Source organism: Cyclobacterium sp. 1_MG-2023 (assembly GCF_030546805.1).
Classification (GTDB): domain Bacteria; phylum Bacteroidota; class Bacteroidia; order Cytophagales; family Cyclobacteriaceae; genus Cyclobacterium.
On record NZ_JAUOPC010000010.1, the window covers coordinates 44,432 to 68,645 of the forward strand.

Sequence of the window (24,214 nt, forward strand, 5' to 3'; positions counted from 1 at the left end):
ACTATTGGTTTTTTATTTACTTCAAGAAAGATAAAAGCAAAAATAGGAATAACTTAGAGAAGCACTAACAATTTAAGCTGGTACTAGTTGATATAAGTATGACTATAGAAAGAAAAAAAGTTGTAGCCATAGCTGGTGCAACTGGGTATATAGGCAAATGGTTTATGGAAAGGTTCAAAGACCGTTACCATATTGTTGGCTTAAGTAGAAAAGAGGTAGTAAATAATCCTCAGGAAGAAATCGAATGGAGGCAAGTGGAATTGTACTCGATTTCCTCCACTACAGAGGCTCTCAAAGGTGTGGACTATGCCATTTATTTGGTACATTCTATGAATGCTACCACCAGGCTCAATCAAGGGAGTTTTGAGGATACAGACCTCCTTCTGGCGGACAATTTTGCGAGAGCTGCTTCAGCCAATTCCGTGGAGCAGATCATTTATTTGGGAGGTATATTGCCTAAAGGAGAACCTGAAGAAGAATGGTCGCAACATTTGAAAAGTCGCTTGGAGGTTGAACGAACATTATCGACCGGATCAGCAGCACTTACAGCCTTAAGGGCCAGTATAATTGTAGGGCCAGGAGGTTCTTCCTTTGATATGATCAAAAATCTGGTGAAAAAACTTCCTGTAATGGTTTGTCCAAAATGGACAGAATCAAAGACACAACCCATCTCTCTTAGAGATACTCTCACTATAATTGATTCTTGTCTGGGGAATGAAGCGGTGTATGACAAAGCCATAGAAATAGGGAATCCTGAGGTGATGAGTTATAAGGAAATGCTGATCCGCACCGCAGTGGTAATGGGAAAAAAAAGGTGGATTTTCTCTGTTCCTTTTTTCTCTCCGGGTTTTTCCAAATTATGGGTCGGCTATTTTGGCGAAAGCCCTACTCAATTGGTATCACCATTGGTGGAAAGCTTGAAACATACCATGACAGTGTCGGATGAATTGTCTTTTAAGGCCGCTAATATATCCTACCAAAGTTATGATGAAGCTGTGAAAATAGCCTTAGAAGCAAAAAAAGAACCTGTTCTACCGAAGTTTAGGGCACTTAAGACCCAGAAAAATACAGTGAGAAGTATTCAGAGAATGCCCAATATTCGAAGTAGAAGTGCTTTTTGGGCGGCAAATAGATACAAGCTTTGGTTGCCAACTTTTTTTAAGTCTATAATTAAAGCCAGAGAAGATGAGAATAAAGTGATTAGCTTTTATTTATTTTCTATCAAAAAACCAATGCTTCAATTGTCCTGGGTAAAGGACAGGAGTGATAAAAAAAGGCAACTTTTTTACATTACCGGAGGTTACTTGGTAAGCCGAGCCAATTATGGTTGGTTGGAATTTAGAGAGGTTTTAGGTGGGAAATATATTATTTCGGCCATACATGAATTTGTTCCCAAGATCCCTTGGTTGATTTATGTAAATACACAAGCAAGGCTGCACCTTTGGGTAATGAATAGGTATGCCAAATACCTAAATGCATTGGGCAAAGGAAAAAAGACTTCCAAATAATTAAGCCAGGTAAGCGATCTCGAAATCAAATTTATTGAATACTTAAAATACTAACGTATTAAATAGGTTCAGACTCAAGCCGAATTAGAGAATGACTGAATAATCCATTTTTTTTAAAATTCATTCTATTAACAATGAGCAAAAAAAATCCCTGAAAATTTTTTCAGGGATTTTATATTTTTATCAATTGAAATCAATGGGTTAGGCCTTAAGCTTTGGCTCCCATCCCTTTTCATATTCTCTTTTCCAAAGGGCTTTACCTTTTTTGCTATTGGTGATGTGACCATTGGAAGAATCACAGGTAAGTACTTCTCCGGTTCTTGACGCGATATTGGCCAAGTGGCAAAGCAATACACTTTTTGCACCTTCATCAATCGGGCTATTTTGTGTGGCTTTTCCTCTGATCGCATCAAAAAAGTTAACCATATGCAAAGTGGACATGCTACCACCTCCACCTAGGGCAGTTCCGGCTTCCTTGCTTTCAGATGCACTACTTTTGATTTCCTTTCCTCTTCTATCAAACATCTTGTATCCACCTCTGTCTACATAAACAGATCCATCTGTACCATAGATAATGGTTCCTCTTCCCGGTCCATAGGTATTGTGCCCGTTTCTACTTTTTCCATCCCACTGAATGGTTCTGTTATTGGAGAATTTGAAGACAGCATCCATGGTATCATACATGGTCCATCCATCATTTGGCCAATGGTATTTTCCTGAGTCCACAATTACTTTCTCAGGGAAGTCTACCTGTAGTGCCCATCTGGCAACATCTAGCTCGTGTGTACCATTGTTTCCTGACTCAGCTGTTCCATAATCCCAGCCATACCAGTGCCAGTTATAATCCCAAGTTTCAGTGGTATACTCTCTTCTTGGTGCAGGTCCTTGGAACAATTCCCAATCCAATCCATTTGGAGGACTTGCTTTCTTTTGAAGGGGAACTTCACCTCTTCCTGAATTATAAAATGCGGTGGCTTTGTAGACATTACCTATTTCACCTGCATGGATGGCTTTGATTACTTCAATACTTTCAGGAGAAGAACGTTGTTGGTTACCCATTTGAACTACCTTGTTGTAGTGCTTTTGGTAAGCTACCAATAGCTCTCCTTCATAAGGGTTGTGACTACACGGTTTTTCCACATAAACGTGTTTTCCGGCCTCTAAAGCCAACCAAGTACCCGGTGCATGCCAGTGATCCGGAGTGGCATTAATCAATACGTCTACTTCTTTATCTTCCAATACTTTGAAAATACTATTTTCCAATATTGGTTTATAATCAATGTGCTTTTCGAAGTTTTTAGCGGCCTTTACTCTTTGTGAAGGCATTACATCACAAAGATATTTAAGGTTTACATTGTTTGATTTTTGTCCGATAGGCTCGTAATAAGCGCCTAACCTTCTACCTAATCCGGCAATAGCTATATTTAATTTGTCATTTGCACCGATGATATTTCCATAGCTTTTTGCGGAAAAGCCTACAGCTCCTAAAGCGGAAATTCCCATGGTAGCCATAGCAGATTTTTTAATAAAATCTCTTCTGGAATCATTTGAATTATTCATAATTATTTTCAGGTTTGTTAAATTTTAAAGTTTTCTATACTTGCAATCTACCGGTTTAATATACTTCTGGCAATGCCAATTTCCAAACCACGAAGTTCTGCAAGTCCTTTTAACCTTCCTATGGCAGAATAGCCGGGGTTGGTTACCTTACCAAGATCATCCAACATTTGATGGCCATGATCAGGGCGCATAGGAAGTGATTTTCCAATTCTCTGCTGTAATTTCACTATTTCTTCTACCACATCAGCCATTGGTACATCTCCTTCCATATGGTTGGCTTCATAGAAGTTGCCTTCTTCATCCCGCTGAGTGCTTCTTAAATGAATAAAATGAATGTGCTCGCCATATTTTTCTACCATTGCAGGCAAATCATTGTCCGGCCTAATACCCAATGAGCCGGTACAAAAGGTAAATCCGTTGAATGGGCTGTTATTATTGGCCAGAATTCTATCATAGTCACTTGCCTTGCTTACTACCCTTGGCAATCCAAAAATAGGGAAAGGTGGATCATCAGGGTGGATACAAATTAGTACCTTATTCTCTTCTGCCACCGGAATAATAGCATCCAGAAATAAGTTGAGATTTTCTCCCAATTTTTCTGCATCAATATCTTTAAAAGTGTCCAATGCATTTTGGAAGTCTTCAACTGAGTACCCTTCCTCAGCACCCGGTAAACCGGCAATGATATTGTTTACCAGTTGTTGTTTATCTTCCTCAGTCAAGGCGTCAAAATAGGCTTTGGCTTTTTGTTGCATGCTTTCACTGTATTCTGCTTCAGCACCGGGTCGCTGTAGAATATGTAAGTCAAATGCAGCAATTGCTTTCATTTCAAAACGCAGGGCTTTGGCACCATTCTCCACCTCATAGGCAAGGTTGGTTCTTGTCCAGTCCAAAATAGGCATAAAGTTATAACAGACGGTACCAATGCCTTCTGCAGCTAAATTTCTTATGCTTTCTTGATAGTTTTTGATATAGGTTTCAAAATTTCCTGATCGAGTTTTGATGTTCTCGTGTACAGGTACACTTTCCACCACTGACCAAGTCAATCCTGCCGCTTCAATGATATCTTTTCTTTCTTTGATGGCTTCCCTGGACCAGACTTCCCCATTTGGAATTTGATGCAAAGCAGTTACGATGCCTGTGGCACCCGACTGCCTGATGTCTGACAATTGTACCGGATCATTTGGACCATACCAACGCATGGTTTGCTCCATATATATTGGTTGCTTCTTATCACTCATACTCCTGAAAACGCGCTAAATCCCCCATCTATTTCTGTAATTGTTCCTGTCACAAATTGGGATCCTTCGCTGCAAAGCCATTGCACTGCACCAAAAAGTTCATCCGGACTTCCAAATCGACCCATAGGTGTATGGTCTATGATTTGATTGCCCCGTTGGGTGAGGCTTCCATCTTTATTGGTTAGCAAAGCTTCATTCTGAGCAGTCAAAAAGAAACCCGGAGCTACTGCATTTACGCGTAACCCTGCGCCATATTTCTTGGCAAATTCCACTGACATCCATTTCGTCATATTGTCTATGGCTGCTTTTGCTGATGCATAGCCCATCACACGGGTCATAGGTCGGCTGGCGGCCATGGATGAGATGTTTATTATGGATGCTTTCTTGTTTTTTGTTAGTAAGGGCAAAAAGTTTTTGATCGGTAAAAATGTACCCATATAATTAAGGTCCATGATGGTTTTTACTGCATCAGAAGATAGGTCTGTAAGCATTTGATCAGGCATTACGGTTGCCCCTGGCATATTTCCTCCTGCTGCATTGATCAAAACATCTATTTGTTCAAACTCTTTCTCAAGTGCTTCTTTTACTTGGGATAAGGCTTTTTCGTCGGTTACGTCTGCTATAGCCGGATAAGCATATCCTCCATCATCCTTGATTTCATTAACCAGTGCACTGACCTTTTCCTCATTTCTACCGAGGATTACCATCTGTGCACCTTCTTGTGCCAGATGCTTGGCAATTGCTTTGCCTAAAACACCAGTTCCACCACTAATGATGATGACTTTGTTTTTTACTGAAAATAATTGAGACATTTTATATTATGGTTATACTATTTAATTTAAAGAGATACGCCTCGTTTCCAAGGGATAAAATCATCCTGATTCAACAAAACGGCTTTTGCTTTAATGGTACCACTCGCCACTTTAATGATGTACTCCAATAGTTCATCTCCCATTTCAGGAATGGTCTTTTCTCCTGAAATAATTCCTCCGGTATTGACATCTATTATGTCAGACATCTTTTCAGAAAGCTTATGGTTGGAAGATACTTTAATCACCGGAGTAATGGGGTTTCCTGTAGGGGTACCCAAGCCAGTTGTAAATAAAATGATATTGGCACCGGAACCGGCCATAGCGGTGGTACTTTCTACATCATTCCCTGGGGAGCATAGCAAACTAAGCCCGGGTTTAGTGACGATTTCAGTATAGTCTAGGATGTCAACAATGGGGGAGGTGCCCCCTTTTTTAGCAGCCCCGGCAGATTTTATTGCATCTGTAATCAAGCCATCTTTAATATTTCCCGGACTGGGATTCATATCAAAGCCTGAACCCACCGCTTCAGCTGAGGCTGCATAGGCACGCATCAAACGAACAAACTTCTCAGCATTCTCATCAGTAGTACACCTATTGATCAATTCTTGTTCTACACCACAAAGTTCCGGAAACTCGGAAAGGATGGTTTTTCCTCCCAAAGCAGCCATTATATCTGATACCTGACCCAAGGATGGATTGGCAGAAATTCCTGAAAATCCATCCGAACCTCCGCATTCCAGCCCTATGGTCAATTGACTTAAAGGGGCAGGCTTTCTTTCCAGTTGGTCTGCTTCCGTCATGGCCAAGAAGGTGGACTGGATGGCTTTGGTAAGTAATTGAGGTTCCGTACCTTCTTCCTGTTGTTCTAAAATGATCACAGGTTTTTTGTAATCCGGATCGATATTGGCTAATTTCTCTTTAAGGATTGCCGGTTGGGCATTTTGGCATCCTAAGCTTAGAATGGTAGCCCCTGCCACATTCGGATTGTTGATATAGCCGGCAATTAAAGCACAGAGCGCTTCAGAGTCTTGCCTTGTTCCCCCACAACCTCCATTGTGTGTGAGAAATTTTATTCCATCAATATTTTTAAATAGCTTATCTTCACCTGCTTGTTCCAAGGTTTCTACACCTACTTGTTCCAAACCTTCCTTGTCGCCTTCCAGGTAAAGTTGCTTCATTTGCTTAACAAAGGATTTGTAGGGGTTAGGTTTAGCAAAACCTAATTCCTCCACAAAGGCTTGTTTCATGATTTCCACATTCCGGTTTTCACAGAAAACCAATGGCACTACCAGCCAATAATTGGCAGTACCTACTTGTCCGTCAGGCCTGTGGTAACCATCAAATGTTCTGTTTTTCCATTTGCTTACATCTGGTGCATCCCACTTAAAATCTTTGCGTTTACCGGTATAAGCAGCCGTTTGATGGGCCAGGTTAGCGGTAGTAATGACTTCTCCCGATGCTATCGGAGACAAGGCTTTTCCTACAATAATTCCATACATGTACACCTGCTCACCCTGATCCAAGTCGGAAATGGTGAATTTGTGTTTGGCAGAAACACTATTTTTTAATTTAATTTCATTGTTTTCAAATTGGATAATTTCGCCTTTTTTAAGGTCGGTTAAAGCAACCAGAACGTTGTCGTCAGGATGAATTCGTAAAACTTTATGCACCATTTCAATTATTTGATTATCTTGAGCAATCGATTGCACAATTTATAAATAAATTAAAAGAAAAGAGGCTCAGGGCTTCTTTTTTTTTAATTCCCCATTAATTTTGACGGTTGATTATAGGATTTTCAATTTTAGTCCGCCTTGAAAAGAGTAAGCCATCATAAGATTGGTATTGGCATGTTGTGTAAGCTAAGGAAAGTGTTTTTTGATAAAAAGACATGCTAATTCATTATTAGTCAGTGAATAGATAAATAGGTTGAAGTTATTGACGCTACCGTCTATATTATTTACCGAGAGATAATGTGCTTGAATTATTGTAATAAAAGTTAATTCACATAATTTTAAGAAGTAAAATAATAGAAACCCAAATAAGATTGCAATTCATATGCTGAAATTAAAAATGACAAATTTCCCAATCTACCTCAGTATGCTGTTCTTGGCAGCCCTACTGGTGAGCTGCTCAAAACCCGGAGGGGTTAGGGTATTGAAGCTCGGTCATGGATTGGATACCAGCCACCCTGTTCATGCGGCCATGCTCTATTTAGCTGAAAAAGCCGAAGAAAAATCCGATGGAAAAATGATTGTACAAGTTTATCCCAACCAACAATTAGGCACGGAAAGAGAACTTGTGGAATTGCTTCAAATAGGTAGCTTGGCCATGACAAAGGTCTCTACTGCCGCCATGGAGGGATTTGCTCCTGAAATAAAAATATTAGGGCAGCCTTATTTATTCAAGGATGATGCCCAACAAGCAAGGGTATTGGAAGGCCCAATTGGGAAGCAGCTTTTGGCAGCCGGAGAGAAATACTGGTTGAAAGGCTTGTGTTTTTATGATGGTGGTAAACGTAGCTTTTATACCAAAGACAAGCCGGTAATGGTTCCTCAAGATATAGAAGGATTGAAGATTAGGGTCATGGAAAGTCCTACTGCAGTAAATATGGTGCAGAGTTTTGGAGGTTCTCCAACTCCCGTATCATTCGGTGAGCTATATACGGCCTTGCAGCAAGGAATTGTGGATGGGGCAGAAAACAACCCGCCCAGCTTTGTTACTTCGCGCCATTATGAAGTATGTAAGTATTATTCCTTAAATGAACATACGGCTATTCCTGATATGATGATTGTAAGTACCAAAGTTTGGGACCTGTTATCCGAAGAGGAAAAAACATGGTTGCAAGAGGCTGCAGATGAATCGGCAGTTTATCAATACAAACTATGGGAAGAATCTGTTGCTGAATCAATGAAAATTTTAGAGGAAGCCGGTGTAGAGGTTTTGTATCCGGACAAAGAGCCTTTTAGAAAAGAGGCAGAGAAGGTCTATGAATTGATGAAAGAATCGGATCCGGAAATGTATAAATTGGTACAAGAAATCAGAAAATATTAAGGGATGGTCAGTTTTAAATCGAAATTAGATAAAATTGTAGGGGTCATGCTTATGGTCATCATGGCCGTAATGGTGCTGAATGTTACCTGGCAGGTTTTTTCCAGGTATGTAATCCAATCTCCAAGTTCTTTTACAGATGAACTTTCAAGGTATTTATTGGTTTGGCTAGGCATGCTTGGAGCTGCTTATGTGGCCGGACAAGGCAATCACCTGGCGATTGATATATTGCCAACCAAACTTACGGGTGAAGCCAAAAGGAAATTATTAATGGTCATCAATGTGGTAATTATATTATTTGTAATTCCTGTGATGATCATGGGAGGGACTAACTTGGTTTATATAACTTTTATTTTGGAACAAAAATCCGCTACCCTTCAATTGCCATTGGCTTATGTGTATATGATGATCCCATTTTCAGGGTTATTGGTGCTTTTTTACCAACTGGTAGACCTTAAAATATTAATGAACCAAAAAGATTCCCAAAATAGCTAAACCATGGAAGAATATTTAAGCATACTTATACTGATCGTTAGTTTTATTATTCTGATGGGCATAGGGGTGCCCGTTGCCTGGGCCTTAGGCTTTTCAAGTTTTCTTACCCTAACGGTGACCATAGCCTCAGTTCCTTCTGCCACCACCATTGCCCAAAGAATGGGAGTTGGCTTGGATAGCTTTGCCCTACTTGCCATTCCGTTTTTTATTCTGGCAGGCGAAATAATGAACAAAGGAGGAATAGCAAATCGGCTTATTGATTTGGCCAAGGCCATGACCGGAAGACTTCCGGGTGGCTTATTGTACGTGAATGTAATCGCAGCCATGTTATTTGGTGCCATAGCAGGATCTGCTGCTGCAGCTGCTTCTGCCATTGGTGGGATATTAGGCCCACGAATGGAAAAAGAAGGTTATCCTAGGGAACTTGGTGCCTCAGTAAATATTACTGCCTCTACCACCGGTTTGATCATTCCGCCATCAAATGTATTGATTGTTTATTCTCTGGCAAGTGGAGGCGTTTCTATTGCCGCTTTATTTATCGCCGGTTATATACCCGGCTTGCTAATCGGGATGTTCTTGATGATTACTGCAGCCATCTTTATCAAAAAGCACAAGCTTAAAGCAGGTGAGCCTACTAGTATTAAAGAGTTGGCCTCCAAATTTTTGGCAGCATTTCCAAGCTTAATGCTTTTGGTGGTCGTGATTGGAGGGATCGTTATTGGCGTATTTACAGCTACAGAAGCCTCAGCAATTGCTGTTGTTTACACCTTGGTTTTGTCCTTTATATATGGCGAAATAAAATTGAAAAATCTTCCGGCTATCTTATTGAAAAGCTCAGAAACTACGGCCATAGTGATGTTACTTATCGCTACCTCAATGAGTATGTCATGGGCAATGTCCAGCGAAAATATCCCTCAGTCAATAAGCTCAGCATTATTGACCATGAGTGACAATAAGTTTGTAATATTAATTATGATTAATTTAATCTTACTTTTTGTAGGAACATTTATGGACATGACTCCGGCAGTTTTGATCTTTACACCGATCTTTTTGCCTGCAGTGGTAACTTTAGGAATAGATCCTGTTCATTTTGGAATCATGATGGTATTGAATTTATGTATTGGGGTTTGTACGCCTCCTGTTGGTTCAGTATTGTTTATAGGGGTGGGAGTGGCCAAAACCACCATCGCCAAAGTTTTCTTCCCCTTACTTCCCTTCTTTGTGGCCATGTTACTAGGATTACTTATCATAACATTGGTACCTGAGCTTACCCTTTGGTTGCCTTCTGTTTTTGGTTTGTAAACCCTTATTTCTATAAATATTTGACTCCTCATCCTTTTCGGTTGAGGAGTTTTTTTTTTCCTAACACGGAGTATTTCTTTTCTATATTTAAAATCTGAGTAAATACTTCCTAGATATACCTATCGGATAAATTCCTGATTTCTTTTGGTTTACTTCCAAGCTTTTAGTTTTTAATTGGCATTAATAAAATCATTTTGGTATTTTGACCTTATATAAGGGATAGTACTTTTATTAGGTGATAAATCGGATTCTATTCAGGTGCTTCTATGCAGATTTCTACCTGCTGCAGGCAGGCCGGTTTGTTCATAGTTTTGCTGTGTTTTAACCCACCGTTATGCTTTTGTATTTGCGATTGTACTGCTCATTTCAAAGCCTAGTCACCCTGGTTATAAACTTGATCACAAATAAGAAAAATGGAAAGAAGAAATGCTTTAAAAAATATTGGTGTTCTGTCCTCAGGGATGTTGATAGCCGGAATCACCAATGCCCTAGGTGAAAATCGTTCGGTGGATTCACCAAAAACGATTCTGCTAGTTTCCGGTTGGCAGGATGTAAACATAGGGGACATTGCCCATACTCCGGGGTTGATTCATGTTTTGAAAACTTTCCTTCCTGACTATAAAATCATCTTGTGGAAAAAATCCCGCGGAGAAAAAGTAAAGGCTCTCCTCAATAAAAACTATCCGGATGTAAAAATTATCTACGGATCAGTTGCTAGAGACGGTATTGTGAAAGATAAGGAAGTAATTGATGCCATGGAAAAGGCGGATATTTTGGTACATGGTTCCGGCCCGTCTGTAGTGGGACAAGACAACTTAGAAGCATGGATGAGGTACACAGACAAGCCCTTTGGTATATTTGGGACAACGATTCAATCCATTTCTCCTGCACTTAAAATAGTACTTGATGCAGCCCATTTTATCTTTACTAGAGAAACAGCTTCCTTGGAGGTGTTAAAGAAACATGGGCTTTCCGGAAAGAACATATCTTTTGCACCCGACGCTACGTTTTTCTTTGACCTTTCTGATGATGACAAAGCCCTTTCATTTTTAGAAAACCACCAATTAATAGAGAAGGAGTTTATTTGTGTGATTCCTAGGCTCAGGTATACCCCATACCATAAATTCAAAAAAGTCAATTGGTCTGCCGAAAAAATCAAGGAAGTGGAAGATACCAATGAAAAACATAAAGAAGTAGATCATGCCAAAATGAGAATGGCAATGATCGAATGGGTTAGAGAAACTGGAAATAAAGTATTGATATGCCCGGAAATGACCTACCAGGTCGATATAATGAACGAACTATTGATTGATCCTTTACCTGATGATGTTAAGAGCAAGGTAATCAAAAGGGCTTATTGGTTGCCCGATGAAGCAGCGTCAATATATGCAAGGGCACATTCGGTGCTTAGTTTTGAGTGCCATTCCCCCATTATTGCAGCAGCCAAGGGTACCCCGATGTTCTATTTAAGACAGCCTGAAGATACTATAAAAGGACAGATGTATTATGATCTAGGCTTGGCAGAATGGGTGTTTGAAATAGAAGAAACCGAGGGCAAGCAAATTGCCGATAAATTGATGGACAATTGGAGAAATTACAAAAAAGCTGAAAGAACCTTAGCAAAGGCAATGCGTAAAGTAGCCACTATTTATAAAGCTTCTTCGAAGAAAATAAAATCAGTGGCTTCTGATTGAATGCTTTATTTCCTTTTACAAGAAAAAATTATCAATAGCTTCAACCAGCAGAACCGATGGTTTTTGTCAGACCTAAGTTATAATGGTATTCATTAAACTTCGCTTTCATCATCAAATATTTCTTCGATTGTGCAATCGAAAAGTTTAGCAATGCGGAAGGCAAGTGGGAGGCTAGGATCAAATTTCCCCTTTTCAATGGCATTTATGGTTTGCCGAGAAACAGCCAGGCTGTCTGCGAGATCTGCTTGTGTCCAATTATTTTGAGCTCGGAGAACTTTCAGATTATTTTTCATTGATATCGCTTTTTTCCTATTGCAATGGCAGCCATATAAGTGAGACTAATGGCAATGACCAAAAATGAAATTTCAGCATCTACCGGAATTAAATTGGTATTGTCCATAAGGTTAAATGAAATTCCTCCAAATACTCCTACACCCAATGCAATGCCCATGGCTTCCAATTGGATTTGCTTTTCCAATTCATCGAGTGATTTAAGAAAGCGAATGTTTGCCAATAACAAACCTCCGGCGAAGAACAAATTTACCAAAAAGCCTATCCAAGTAAATAGGGGATTTTCATCCCACAAAAACTGGTGTCCAAAGGTTACCAAAGCGAGGGTGATTAACCAAAAACTTGTCCAAACTGCTAAATTTTTGGTGATCTGTTTGCGGTTATTTTTCCAATTTTGAGTTTCCATATTCTAATCATTTTGTAAAGTAAACTTTACACAAAGATAAGTGTAATTTTCATAATGTCAAGTTTGTTTTACATTATTTTTCACATTGATTATTTAGGTGGGTGGGATAAGGTCTTAATAAAAATAGCCCGGACTACTGATTAGTAACCGGGCTATTAACGTGTAAATACCTTAAAATTTATTCATTCGAACTTTCTTCGATAGTGGTGAGAGGGGGTACATTGTTCTCATACCCTGAATATCCTTTGTTTTGATTGATAATCCCTTGTGTATTACTGTTTATGGCCGGTGCAGGAATTGGCCAAAGTACATGATAGGGACTGTAGGTATAAGTGTCCCCATGTCTAGTAAAAACCCCTTTATTGTAAAAATCCGTAACAGACATGATTCTATCATACAAGAAGTTGTCTTCCGAGAAATTATCCAAGGAATAGGTTTTTCCGTTGTAAGCTTCTTTACCGGTATTAGCAAAAATAAACGCCATCCTGGTAAGCTCAGTTTTCCTAGGCTCCTCATAATACAACTCTCTTGCTCTTTCGTCCAAGATAGTTCCAATATTCATTTTTTCAGGTCCGTAAGGTGCTGCTCCTGCACGAGTTCTTACAGCATTTAGGTCATTGGCAGCATTGGCTAAATCACCTTTCCATACATAGGCTTCGGCCCTTAATAGGTAAGTCTCTGCCAACCTAAAAATATACCAGTCACTATGTCCCCCTGCAGGTCGGATGTTTTGAGGTTCCGGAATATACAATTTGTAATGAGGCCAAGAGAACCAACTTCTAATGGTATCTACGACCAATACTGTCCCTTCGTCATTCCTGAATTGAAGAGATTGTCCATAGTAATCGTCAACTCCTTTTAAATCAGGATTGTTGTAAACCATATCAGTCATGTCCATCCAGTTTCCTGGAGCATGCCTGAGATCGTTTTCGTCATCCCAAATCATACTTTGATGATACCAAGTTCCTCTTAATCTTCCAATCCCTCTTCCATATTTAGTGACTTGGTCTATTTCGATTCCGGGTTGGTCAATCGTCCCTCTGTTTCCATTGGGTGTATTTATATTGGTAAACCAAAACGGAACACCTTGACGCATAGAAGACATGCCTCCTGAATTCCCTTCAGTATCGATTCTATCCATAACCATTAAAATGGCTTCAGTATTTACATTGGCCGATTTGTTTTCAGGTCGATGTAAGTCCCAAATTAAATTTTTCTCAGGATCATTACCTGTTGAACCAAATCTTTCAGTCATTAAGGAGTGGGTGCCTCCATCGATTAACCTAGAAGCTGAAGCAATGGCGTCATCAAATTCACCTAAAGCAAGGTTTACTTTAGTAAGAAGGTGTTGTATGGCCCCTTTAGGTACCTGACCTTTATCCATTATTGAAGGTACCCAAGGTTCAGCCCACTCTAAGTCTTCTTTGATTTTGCGAAGGATTACTTCTCTTTTTGTTGAATAAAAATCCAATCTTGGTTCGAGTATTTCTTCAAGAATTAATGGCACGTCTCCAAATTGATTGGTAAGCCTATAGTATCTTAATGCCCTATGAAAATAAGCAGTACCCAAAATATGATTTCTTTCTTCTTCCGATTCATAATCTGTGGGGTCATCAATTCTAGATATTACGGTATTGGCATATTTTATTCCTTTAAATCCTTCGTACCAGTACCAGCCAATCCGATTGTAATTGGCTGAGTTTAGGTTTGCATCAGGCGTAATTAATAGGTTCAAATCCTGAGCAGGACCGGACTTATCTGTAGTTCCTTCCACAGCTACCTCCGTAAAGATATGCTCTGTGAGGATTGGAGAGCCATCTCCTGTGTACTCATGTCTCATGTTTCGTTCACAAGCCACCAATGCACTCCAAAGCCCGCTCGATGAATTGAAGGTGTTTTCAGGTGCATAAAAGGATAGTGGTTTTGGGTCAAGCCAACCTTCATCACAGGAACTTGTACTAAGCATTAAACCAGTGGCCATTAGCCCTAGGTAAAAATTCAGTTTTTTTATTTTAAGATTCATAATTTCTGTCTTTAATAGTAGGGTTTACAAAGTCAAATCAATTCCAAGAGTAAAAATTCTTGGTGTGGGGCCGGCAGATTCAGGGTCCCAAAAATTAAACTCTGTAGCATAAAAGCCTACATTTCTCACATTCATATAAAATCGTAAATTTTCTATTTTGGCCCTTTCCACTAAATCACGAGGGACTGTATAAGCTAAGGAAATATTTTCTAAGCGAACGAAAGACCTGCTTTGATAAACGTTGAAGCCCCCGGCTCCGCCTTCACTTGAGTAAAGTCTGGCCCATTCATTGTTTGGGTTCTCCTCTGTCCAATAAGGTAAAATATAGGAGTTAGATCGGTCTAGGAATCCTTGTCTATTTTTTCTTTGGTTGAAAGTACCCATATGGCCTAAATAAGCATACATCATAAACGACACATCAAAGTTTTTCCATAGCTTAAATTCATTTCTTAAACTCCATCTGGAACGGGGCTCGGTAAAGCCTAGAAATTCCCTATCAGCATTGGTATAAAGACCATCTTCATTTACATCTTCAATCTTAAAATCTCCGGGCTTTACACCGTAATCAGCTGCTTGGTCTGCTTCAGGGGTTTGCCATATGCCATCTGTTTTATAATCCCAAATTGCATCAATAGGATGGTCAATAAACCAACGGTTTTCGATGTCGTCCAATTCTTCTCCATTTTCATCCAAATCACCATAGAGACTAATTATCTTGTTGCGATTCATCTGAAAATTTAGGTTTGCTCTCCAGGTTAGGTTTGATCTTTGCAAAAGCTGACTATTCAAACTTATTTCAAAACCACGGTTTCTTACTTCACCTAAATTGTCATAGACAAAATTAAATCCTAGTATATCTGGAAGTGATCTTTGAACCAAGAGATCCGTCGTTGACATGTCATAGACCTCAATGGTGCCATCCAAAATGCTATTAAACAAAGAAAAATCAAGACCAAGGTTTGTAGAGGTGGTTTTTTCCCATTTTAAATTGGAGTTCTGCATGGTGTTTACATACAGTTGACTCACAAAATACAATTCACCACTTGGCCTTTGGTAAAAATATTTACCGGTTGACAAATCTGAAAGGGCTGCATATCTACCAATATCTCTGTTGCCATTGACACCCCAAGAGGCCCTTAATTTACCGTAATCTAGCCATGGGATATTTACAAAGTCTTCATCTGTAAAAACCCATCCGAAGGCTGCCGATGTAAAAGTTGCCCTAGGATTGCTTTGACCAAAGGCGGAATACCCATCTCTCCTAACTGAAAGCGTGGTGATATATTTATCGGATAAGGTATAAATTAACCTGCCCATAAGTGCGTCTGCTGTATGGTATTGGTCATTACTGGAAATGATGGCATTAATACCAGCACCTATATTATGGTAGCCCAGTCGGTCATGGGGTTCAAATCCCACATTGGTCATGGTATTGTCCCAACTTTGATACTTTTCTGCGTTGGCGAGAAGGGTTACATCAAAATTATGCTTGTTGTTGAAGTTTTTATTCCAGCTTAGAATGTTGTCTACTTGCCAGAAATAAACCTTTCTTTGTTGCCTACTGGCCCTACCACCCATGTTTTCAAAGCTTTGGTGGGCAGCCATCTCATGGTTGTAACGTTCATAAAATTCATAACGAGGAGTGAAATTCGTTCTAAATTTAATTCCGAAAGGCAATTCGATGGCAGCAAATAAAGTAGCATTGATTGTGGTTTCTTTTTGTAGCCTGTCTGTATATTGGGGTGTATAATATGGATGTCTGCCACCACTACCCTCTTCGTTAGGCATAAATCTAAGACTTTCCCCATCTTCTAAAAAGGGTTCGGCCCAAGGAGATAAATTCACCATGTTTCCCCAGCTGACAGGAATCTGACTCTCATCTCTATCTGCAAACTGTGTGTTCATACCCACTGTTAGCCAGTCATTTACATTTCCTTCAATATTGAATCTACTTCGGATAGTGGTAAATTTGTCACCGACTATAATGCCTTCATTGTCCAAGTAACCCATGGACCAATAATATTTAAAATCTTCATTCCTCGCGGATAGACTCACGGTATGGTCTTGTCTTAACCCGTTTTGAAACATCATATTGTACCAATTGACACTTTCTCCTAATTTATAATTGGCAATTTCTAGAGGTTGCATGTTCAAACGTTGTAACCAAACAGTTTCGGGATCTCCTTCTGAACCATCATAGTCTAGCCAAGTGTCCAAAGAAATATTATCAGGTAGGGTATTGGGGTTGGAAAACCTATAAGGTTCAAAACCTCCTGCATTAATACTTTCCATTACATCCTGTCGCCAATCCAAGAATCCTTGAGGGCCATAAACAGGTTCATTTTTAGCCATGGTAGCCAATCCCCAGTTGGAATTGATTTTAATCTGTGTTTTGCCTAATTCCCCTTTTTTTGTATTGATCAAAACTACTCCATTAGCTGCTTTTGCTCCAAAAACAGCTGCTGAACTTGCATCTTTTAATACATCTATGCTTTCTATGTCATTTGGGTTAATATCAGACAGTTGCCCGTAGTATATTGCTCCGTCAAGAACTAAAAGAGGACTAGATCCTGCATTTAGAGATGTTCTTCCCCGAACTTCAAGACTTCCTCCTCCTTTTGCAGAGGTACTTAAGCCTACATTTAGTCCGGCAATATTGCCTCTTAGAACATCTTGGATGGAATTCGGATTCTCATTCTCAAGTTTAGATGCCGTTACTGAGGAGACTGCACCTGTGAGGTCTCTCTTTCTAGCAGTACCATATCCTATGACAACAACTTCATCTAAGGATGCAGTATCCATAATCAAGGTTATATTGATCTCGGATTGATTGCCAATGGCAACTGTTTGGGACTCGAAACCCACATATGAAAAAGTCAATTGAGCATCCTCCGGGGCATTGATAGTATAAGTTCCATCTATGTCGGTTACAGTTCCAGAACCTTGGCCCTCAATTAAAACAGTGACACCGGGAATTCCCTCACCAGTCTCGTCTGTCACCCGGCCTGTAATCGTTACATCCGCTTCAAATTCACTTTTGGTTAATTCAGCAGTATACCCAACAGCAGTGTACAGCAACAAGAAACAGAGTATCAGAATTTTCAATTCTGATACTCTGAAAAATTGATTTTGTAATAAATTTTTCATCTTTTTTGGGTTAGAGTTAATAGAAAATTTTAAAGAGAATATAGAATTTTTGATTATAAAAAAATCTATATAATATTCAATTATAGTAAATCTAAATTTATTATGCAATCGGTTTCATTTCTTAATAAAATGATGTACGTAACCGATTAAGGAAAAATTATTTGGATAATATTTAAATTTGGCGAATTTTTATTTTAAAAAGCAATTATTATTTTATAGTTTGAATATTGTAATATTCATAAAAATTAATGTAAAAGAATAAAAATTATATTGTAAATATTTTTAAAAGTAATTTTAAACTAAAATAAATTAATTATATTAAAATGAAATTATAATGAGGTTGAATTTTAATATAATAATTCAATTATTAACTACTTATTCGCTATCTTGATCAATTTACTTTGGGGTTTAAATACCTAACCATTTCTCTTAAGAGAGGGAAGGACTTATTCCGGTTTAAGGCAAAGGCTAAAACCGAATTGTAAATAGAAACTTAGGACCAGTTAGAGCAGGAATTCATTTCCATATAAAGGCTTTGGAAACACTGCTTTTAATTTAAAACCTTTCTTTTTTTATGACAAATACTTAAGAATTCCCTATTAATATGCAATTTCCATCATTTGCCATTGATGTATTTGTAAAAAAAAGTAAATTGAAGGTTATTGACTCAAAATAATTTAAAAGTCTAAATAATATTCGGAATGTTAATGCTCAATTGGCGGGGTTATTTCTTTTTGTTGCCTGTATTTTTTGCAATGCTAGTCTTTTTCTGTTTACCGTCCTGTAAACAAGAAGGTAAGCAAGCATTACCTGCCCAAGTAGATTTTAATTTTCATATAAAACCGATCCTTGTGCAGAAATGTTACCTCTGTCATGGGCCTGATCCTAGTAGCAGAGAGGCAGGTCTGCGTTTAGATCTCAAGGAGGGAGCGACCATGCTCTTGGAAAGTGGCAAAACAGCCATCGTCCCTTCTGCTGTTCACAAAAGCGCTTTGATTGAACGGATTACAAGTGATAATCCGGAAGTAGTCATGCCACCACCCTCATTAAAACAAAAATTATCGGATTATGAGGTGGCTCTTATAAAAAAATGGATAAAAGAAGGAGCAGAATATGAACCTCATTGGGCATTTATGCCAGCTGAAACCAATAAGAAAGTGGTTAAGGCAGACTTTTTTGAGCAAATTGATGCTTTGATCCAAGAAAAGATTAGCGAAAAGGGCTTGGAGTCAAGTGAGAAAGCAGATAAATACCAGTTGATACGAAGGTTGTCATTTGTCCTAACAGGCCTTCCTCCTGATGTGGAAAGGGTGAAGCAGTTTGTAGCCGATGAGTGCCCAGAAGCTTATATGGACTTGGTTGATGAATACCTTAATCATCCTGCTTTTGGAGAAAAATGGGCCAGCCATTGGATGGATGTGGTGAGGTATGCAGAGACCAAAGGTCATGAGTTTGATTATCAAATTCAAGGAGCTTGGAGATTTAGGGATTATTTGATTCGGGCTTTTAATCAAGGTGTCCCTTACGATCAATTGTTGAAAGAACAACTTATGGGAGATATGCTTTCCAGTCCCCGAGAAAACCCCGTTTCAGGGGAGAATGAGTCTGCCTTAGGTACCATGTTTTTTACAATGAGTGAGGGAACCCATAGTCCGGTAGATATCAAAAAGGATGAGGCAGACAGGATAGATAATATGATAGATGTGGTGGGAAAAAGCTTTCAAGGATTGACAGTGGCATGTGCCAAATGTCATGACCATAAATTTGACCCTATTCCTACAGCAGATTATTATGGTCTTTATGGAATGTTAGGAAGTACCAGGTTCAGTCCTTTGCCGGTCGGGAATGGTAAAATAAAATTCAATACTGTTTCTAAGGCTGCTGAACTAAAGAGAAAAATTAAATCCTTAGTAGCCAATGAATGGACTGGGCCTTTGGAGGAAGATAGTATACCTGTCCGGCTTGTAAATATTAGTTCAGTTCCTGAATCAGCTAAAGATATAAATATAATTGCTGATTTTAGAGGGCTTGATTTTCAAGGGTGGAAAGCAGATGGTTTGGCTTTTGGGGCAAATACGACCTTAGGAGAGCCTATTTTTTCTTCTTCTACAAGTACCTTAAAAGCTTTATCGCCGGGATTTGCCTCTAGTCAACAATTTGGGAGAGGCATTTGGGGAGCTTTGAGGTCTCCGGATTTTACGGTAGACAAGAATTTCATTGGTATTAGCGCTAGGGGTAAAGGTGCCAGTATCCGCATAGTTATGGAAAATTTTCAATTGATAAGTTATCCTATTTATGGTGGATTGGATCAAAAAGTGGATGATGAAGCTTGGCAAAACTATACTTTTGACCTAAGTGCCTGGAAAGGACGTAAGGTATATATTGAAATTTTACCTGGATCCTTTGTCAGGCATCAATATACCCAGAAAGCCGATGCATATATAGAGGCTGAATATGTGATATCCTTTGACGAAGCATGGCAAACTCCTGACCTAAAAGACACTGAAGCCAATCTTTCTATTTCCAAGGTGGTAAACCATTGGGTGACCGGGAAAAGTTCTGCTAAAGAAATTGCCTTCCTCAACCGAGAATTAACAAAAGGGAAATTGAAAAAGGATTTCCCATCTGCACTTGCCTTAAAAATGAAGTGTGATTCCCTTGGAAGACTGGTAAAAGACAGTGTTTTTATTCAAGGAGTGACAGAGGGTTTTGGTGGAGAAAGCAACATTTTTATTCGTGGCAATCATTCGGATCCCAGTAATGAAAAAGTTCCTAGAATTTTTCTTTCGGGAATATTTGAAGAGCAAAAGCCTTACCAAGGAGATGGGAGTGGGAGGCAGCAAATGGTTGAGATGATGCTGGCAGCGGACAACCCACTTACTTCTAGGGTAATGGTGAATAGAATTTGGCACCATGTTTTCGGTAAAGGTCTGGTAGAAACAGTGGATAATTTTGGTCTTCAAGGGAAGTTACCTACCCATCCCGAATTATTGGATTATTTGGCCTTAGCTTTTGTTAAAAATTCATGGTCCATAAAGACGATGATAAAAAATATGGTGCTTACACAAGCCTTTCAAAGGAGTACTTCCGGAGGCAGCATGTCTTTAGATCCTGACAATTTATACCTGAGCCGTTATTCTGTCAGGAGACTTGAGGCAGAAAGTATCAGGGATGCGGTTTTAAAAGCAGCCGGTACATTGGATAGCACCATGTTTGGTAAGCCGGTACCTGTCCATTTGACTGAATTTATGCAGGGGAGGGGGAGACCCGGTGATTCCGGGCCTTTGGATGGAAACGGGAGAAGGTCCGTTTACCTAGAAGTCAGAAGAAATTTCCTCGACCGCATGATGACAGCCTTTGACCGACCAACGCCCTTTACCACCTTCGGCAAGCGAGATGTCACCAATGTCCCGGCTCAATCTTTGTTTTTAATGAATGATCCATTTATTACTGAACAGGCGAATCATATGGCGAATCAACTATTGAATAATAAGAATTTGATGGAAGATGAAGATAGGATCAATGATGCTTATTTGAGAGCTTTTGCTAGACTTCCTTCACCCGATGAAATAAGTAAGGGACTGGGTTTTGTCAATAAAACCAAAATTCAATTGGCCGAAAATGCGGAATCGGATAAAGCGCTAAATATTTTGGCATGGAAAGAATATTGCCATGCTTTATTCAATATGAAATCATTTATTTATTTAATGTAACCCCATGAATTATCACAAGCCTTTTTTTAATAGGACCTTAAGTAGGCGGGAGATGTTGAAAATGAGCAGCTGTGGATTTGGGTCCTTGGCTCTTATGGGTATGGTGGGTAGCTTAGGGAGTGCTTGTAAGTCCACAGACCGAGAGTCACAAGCCTTGCTAAGTCAGTTGGCCAAAGCACCAAATTTCCTTCCAAAGGCAAAGAATGTGATCTTTTTATACATGGATGGAGGCGTATCACAAGTAGATTCTTTTGACCCAAAACCTAGACTTGCCAAGGAAAATGGCATGGACCCTAAATTCAAGATTGACGCCACCCAGTTTAATAACAATGGTAAAATTCTTCAAAGCCCTTGGGATTTTAAGCAGTACGGTGAATCCGGTTTGGCGGTAAGTGAATTGTTTCCCCATATCGCCAGTTGTGCGGATGATTTGGCTTTGATCCGATCCATGGTTTCAGATTTTCCGGAACATACCAATGCCAATTATTTTCTTCATACAGGAAGTGGTTTGCAGGGAAGGCCGAGTATGGGAGCTTGGGTAAACTACGGCTTAGGGACAGAAAACAGCAATTTACCGGGATATGTAGTGCTGGATGGAGGCTTGATTCCACCGGGAGGGGTTGATAATTTTAAAAATGGGTTTCTGCCTGCAGACTATCAGGCATCTATTATGAAAACAGGTAATATACCAGTGGCAAATATCAAGCCCGACAGTACTTCTGCAAAGTACCAAAAGCAAAAGTTGGATTTTATTCATGAGATGGATGCCAGGGAGGAGGGGAGTTCAAGTGAAATTGAGGCAGCAATAAAAAATTATGAATTGGCTTACCATATGCAGTCTTCTGTACCCGAATTGACAGAATTTTCTGCAGAAAGTAAAGCCACACAAAAGCTATACGGACTATTCGATGAAGATTTGAATACCAGGAATTATGGTGCCCAATGTTTGATGGCCAGAAGGCTGGTGGAAAGAGGGGTAAGATTTGTGGAACTTACCTGTCCATATATGAGTGGCATAGATCGATGGGACCAGCATCAAAGCCTAAAAGATGGGCATGAACGAAATGCTCATGCGGTGGATCAACCGATCGCCGGACTATTAAAAGACCTAAAATCAAGGGGGCTTTTAGAAGAAACCTTAGTGGTGTGGACCGGGGAGTTTGGAAGGACACCTTTTGCTCAGGGTTCAGATGGTAGAGATCATAACCCTTCAGCTTTTAGCATGTGGATGGCCGGTGCCGGAATAAAGAAAGGTACAATTTATGGACAAACAGATGAATATGGATATCGTGTAGTGGAAAACCCTGTCACCATTCACGATCTTCATGCCACCATACTATCTTTGTTGGGAGTGGATCATAAACAATTGACCTATCATTTTGGAGGAAGAGATTTTAGATTAACCGATGTTCATGGAAATGTGGTGAAAGATATTCTTGCTTAATCAAAGTAGTAACTTATCGGTTTAAATTTTCATATATTTTAAACCACAATGAAAACCTTTTTATACGAAAATCACCTAAGCCTTGTCTTTTATGTTATTGAATAAATTGATTCCTATTCTTTTTTTTACCACCATCCTGTTTGTCTCCCATGAGCTACTTAGCCAAGAGGAGTTGAAGAATCCTTTAAGAGTCGGGACCACGAACAAGCTGAATTTTGCCAATAGAACAGCTAATACCCCAACAATAGATAGTGATTTTCCGGGAGGGAATGTTATTATTGAAAAGATTTTAGGGGATACCATTTTTTTTAGGCCTGATCTTAGAGATACTCCTAGTGAATGGTTTTACTGGTGTTTTACCGTAAAAAACACTTCCCATAAAAAATGGTTTTTTAAAGCCACCAAGCCCAATGTTTTGACCAATATGGGAGCGGCTTACAGTACTGATGGTGGATATAAATGGCAATGGATTGATCAGGAGAACCACCTTGGATCTGACCTTTTTAGTTTTAATTTTTCGGGTGATGGAAAACCTGTTAGGTTAAGTATGGGTATGGCTTATACACAGAAAAACTTCGACACGTTTATGTTGAAATACAATTCATCCCCATATATAAAAAAGTCCGTGCTAAGCATCACGAGAGCGGGAAGAGAAGTTGAGCAGTTACTGATAAGTGATTTCAAGACCAAACCGAAGTTCAAGGTATTGTTTACAGCCAGAGCACATGCCGGAGAAATGATGAGTAATTATATTATAGAGGGGATGGTTGAGGCTTTATTGTCAGCAGATGCGTCCATGAGGCTCTTGCTAGAAAATGCAGAGATTATGATCGTCCCATTTTTGGATAAGGATGGGGTTGAACAAGGAGATCAAGGTAAGAACCGCAGTCCTAGGGATCATAATCGGGACTATTCCGGAGAGAGTATTTATACGAGTACAAAGGCTATAAGAGAGGATATTCCAGAATGGTTGGCAGGTTTGCCATGGATAGGGATAGATCTTCACAATCCTTGGATCAAAGGAGAAAATAATGAATGGGTATATTTTGTAGGGAATGAAGACCAGCGGATTTCGGCGGCCCAAGAAAAGTTTGTTAATACACTGATTAAAAGCCAAAAAGGACCATTAAAAATGGATAGCAAAACTGGTTTTCTTGCCTTTGGGACTGCTTGGAATAAAGGAAGCAATTATGAACAAGGCTATTCTTTCAGTAAGTGGGCTTCAGGATTTTTTGATGAGGGCTTGATAATGACAAGCACTTTAGAGTTTCCTTTTGGTATCAATAATGGTCAGGTGGTGACCCAAGAAAAAGCCCGTCTATTTGGGAAAGATTTGATATTTGCTCTTTCGGAGTATGTGGATTTTTAACATTTCTAAAAGTTAAATTGCTTGTAGTGCTTAAGAAAAATTCAGGCACTTTTATTCCCTTTTGTAGAAGTATTTATTAATTTTTGATGAGTATTTGATCTACTTTTCCATCAATGTTAATTAACGGTAATATTAGGATTCAGGCTTTTTTTATTGAGGCA

16 protein-coding genes are annotated in these 24,214 nt (G+C 39.3%); 8 read left to right on the forward strand and 8 right to left on the reverse strand.

The annotated features are described in order from the left end of the window. The first annotated feature begins 98 nt into the window (after positions 1–98). Positions 99–1,508: an NAD-dependent epimerase/dehydratase family protein gene (locus tag Q4534_RS16190; RefSeq protein WP_303614189.1), complete on the forward strand. Its 1,410-nt coding sequence runs from the start codon at positions 99–101 to the stop codon at positions 1,506–1,508. 201 nt (positions 1,509–1,709) lie between these two features. Here Q4534_RS16190 and Q4534_RS16195 read toward each other — a convergent pair whose 3' ends face one another. Genes Q4534_RS16195 through Q4534_RS16210 form a run of 4 tightly spaced genes read right to left on the reverse strand, consistent with a single transcriptional unit; the run spans position 1,710 to position 6,794 of the window. Continuing rightward, the gene (locus tag Q4534_RS16195; RefSeq protein ID WP_303614190.1) at positions 1,710–3,068 is read right to left on the reverse strand and encodes a Gfo/Idh/MocA family protein; all 1,359 of its coding nucleotides are present in this window, start codon (positions 3,066–3,068) and stop codon (positions 1,710–1,712) included. Positions 3,069–3,115: 47 nt separating this feature from the next. Next, positions 3,116–4,282, reverse strand: coding sequence for a mannonate dehydratase (gene uxuA / locus Q4534_RS16200; protein ID WP_303614335.1), 1,167 nt, complete (start codon positions 4,280–4,282; stop codon positions 3,116–3,118). 23 nt (positions 4,283–4,305) lie between these two features. Continuing rightward, on the reverse strand, positions 4,306–5,121 hold the full coding sequence (locus Q4534_RS16205) for an SDR family oxidoreductase (RefSeq protein ID WP_303614191.1): 816 nt from the start codon (positions 5,119–5,121) through the stop codon (positions 4,306–4,308). A 26-nt stretch (positions 5,122–5,147) separates the two neighbouring features. Then, positions 5,148–6,794, reverse strand: coding sequence for a UxaA family hydrolase (locus tag Q4534_RS16210; RefSeq protein ID WP_303614192.1), 1,647 nt, complete (start codon positions 6,792–6,794; stop codon positions 5,148–5,150). 397 nt (positions 6,795–7,191) lie between these two features. On the opposite strand from Q4534_RS16210, the gene Q4534_RS16215 reads away from it, so the two are divergent. The 4 genes from Q4534_RS16215 (at position 7,192) to Q4534_RS16230 (ending at position 11,660) form a co-directional block, all read left to right on the forward strand. Continuing rightward, positions 7,192–8,172, forward strand: coding sequence for a TRAP transporter substrate-binding protein (locus tag Q4534_RS16215; protein WP_303614193.1), 981 nt, complete (start codon positions 7,192–7,194; stop codon positions 8,170–8,172). 3 nt (positions 8,173–8,175) lie between these two features. Further along, positions 8,176–8,664 (forward strand): TRAP transporter small permease, encoded by a 489-nt coding sequence (locus tag Q4534_RS16220; protein WP_303614194.1) that lies wholly within the window; start codon positions 8,176–8,178, stop codon positions 8,662–8,664. Between the two features lie 3 nt (positions 8,665–8,667). Next, the gene (locus Q4534_RS16225; RefSeq protein WP_303614195.1) at positions 8,668–9,966 is read left to right on the forward strand and encodes a TRAP transporter large permease; all 1,299 of its coding nucleotides are present in this window, start codon (positions 8,668–8,670) and stop codon (positions 9,964–9,966) included. A gap of 413 nt (positions 9,967–10,379) precedes the next feature. Further along, a complete protein-coding gene (locus tag Q4534_RS16230; protein ID WP_303614196.1) occupies positions 10,380–11,660 on the forward strand; it encodes a polysaccharide pyruvyl transferase family protein in 1,281 nt (426 codons plus the stop codon). Positions 11,661–11,752: 92 nt separating this feature from the next. Here the strand turns inward: Q4534_RS16230 and Q4534_RS16235 are convergent, their stop codons facing one another. The 4 genes from Q4534_RS16235 to Q4534_RS16250 all read right to left on the reverse strand — a co-directional run bounded on the left by Q4534_RS16235 (position 11,753) and on the right by Q4534_RS16250 (position 17,527). Beyond that, positions 11,753–11,953, reverse strand: a complete 201-nt coding sequence (locus Q4534_RS16235) for a helix-turn-helix transcriptional regulator (protein WP_303614197.1) — start codon at positions 11,951–11,953, stop codon at positions 11,753–11,755. Then, complete coding sequence (locus Q4534_RS16240) at positions 11,950–12,357, reverse strand: hypothetical protein (protein WP_303614198.1); 408 nt, start codon at positions 12,355–12,357, stop codon at positions 11,950–11,952. The genes Q4534_RS16235 and Q4534_RS16240 overlap by 4 nt, the downstream gene beginning before the upstream one ends. Positions 12,358–12,535: 178 nt before the next feature. Then, positions 12,536–14,380 (reverse strand): RagB/SusD family nutrient uptake outer membrane protein, encoded by a 1,845-nt coding sequence (locus Q4534_RS16245; protein WP_303614199.1) that lies wholly within the window; start codon positions 14,378–14,380, stop codon positions 12,536–12,538. Positions 14,381–14,404: 24 nt separating this feature from the next. Beyond that, on the reverse strand, positions 14,405–17,527 hold the full coding sequence (locus Q4534_RS16250) for a SusC/RagA family TonB-linked outer membrane protein (protein ID WP_303614200.1): 3,123 nt from the start codon (positions 17,525–17,527) through the stop codon (positions 14,405–14,407). An 851-nt stretch (positions 17,528–18,378) separates the two neighbouring features. Here Q4534_RS16250 and Q4534_RS16255 point away from each other — a divergent pair. The 3 genes from Q4534_RS16255 (at position 18,379) to Q4534_RS16265 (ending at position 24,053) form a co-directional block, all read left to right on the forward strand. Beyond that, complete coding sequence (locus Q4534_RS16255; protein WP_303614201.1) at positions 18,379–21,240, forward strand: PSD1 and planctomycete cytochrome C domain-containing protein; 2,862 nt, start codon at positions 18,379–18,381, stop codon at positions 21,238–21,240. A 4-nt stretch (positions 21,241–21,244) separates the two neighbouring features. After that, a complete protein-coding gene (locus Q4534_RS16260) occupies positions 21,245–22,684 on the forward strand; it encodes a DUF1501 domain-containing protein (RefSeq protein WP_303614202.1) in 1,440 nt (479 codons plus the stop codon). A 91-nt stretch (positions 22,685–22,775) separates the two neighbouring features. Then, complete coding sequence (locus Q4534_RS16265) at positions 22,776–24,053, forward strand: M14 family zinc carboxypeptidase (protein WP_303614203.1); 1,278 nt, start codon at positions 22,776–22,778, stop codon at positions 24,051–24,053. Positions 24,054–24,214: the final 161 nt, after the last annotated feature.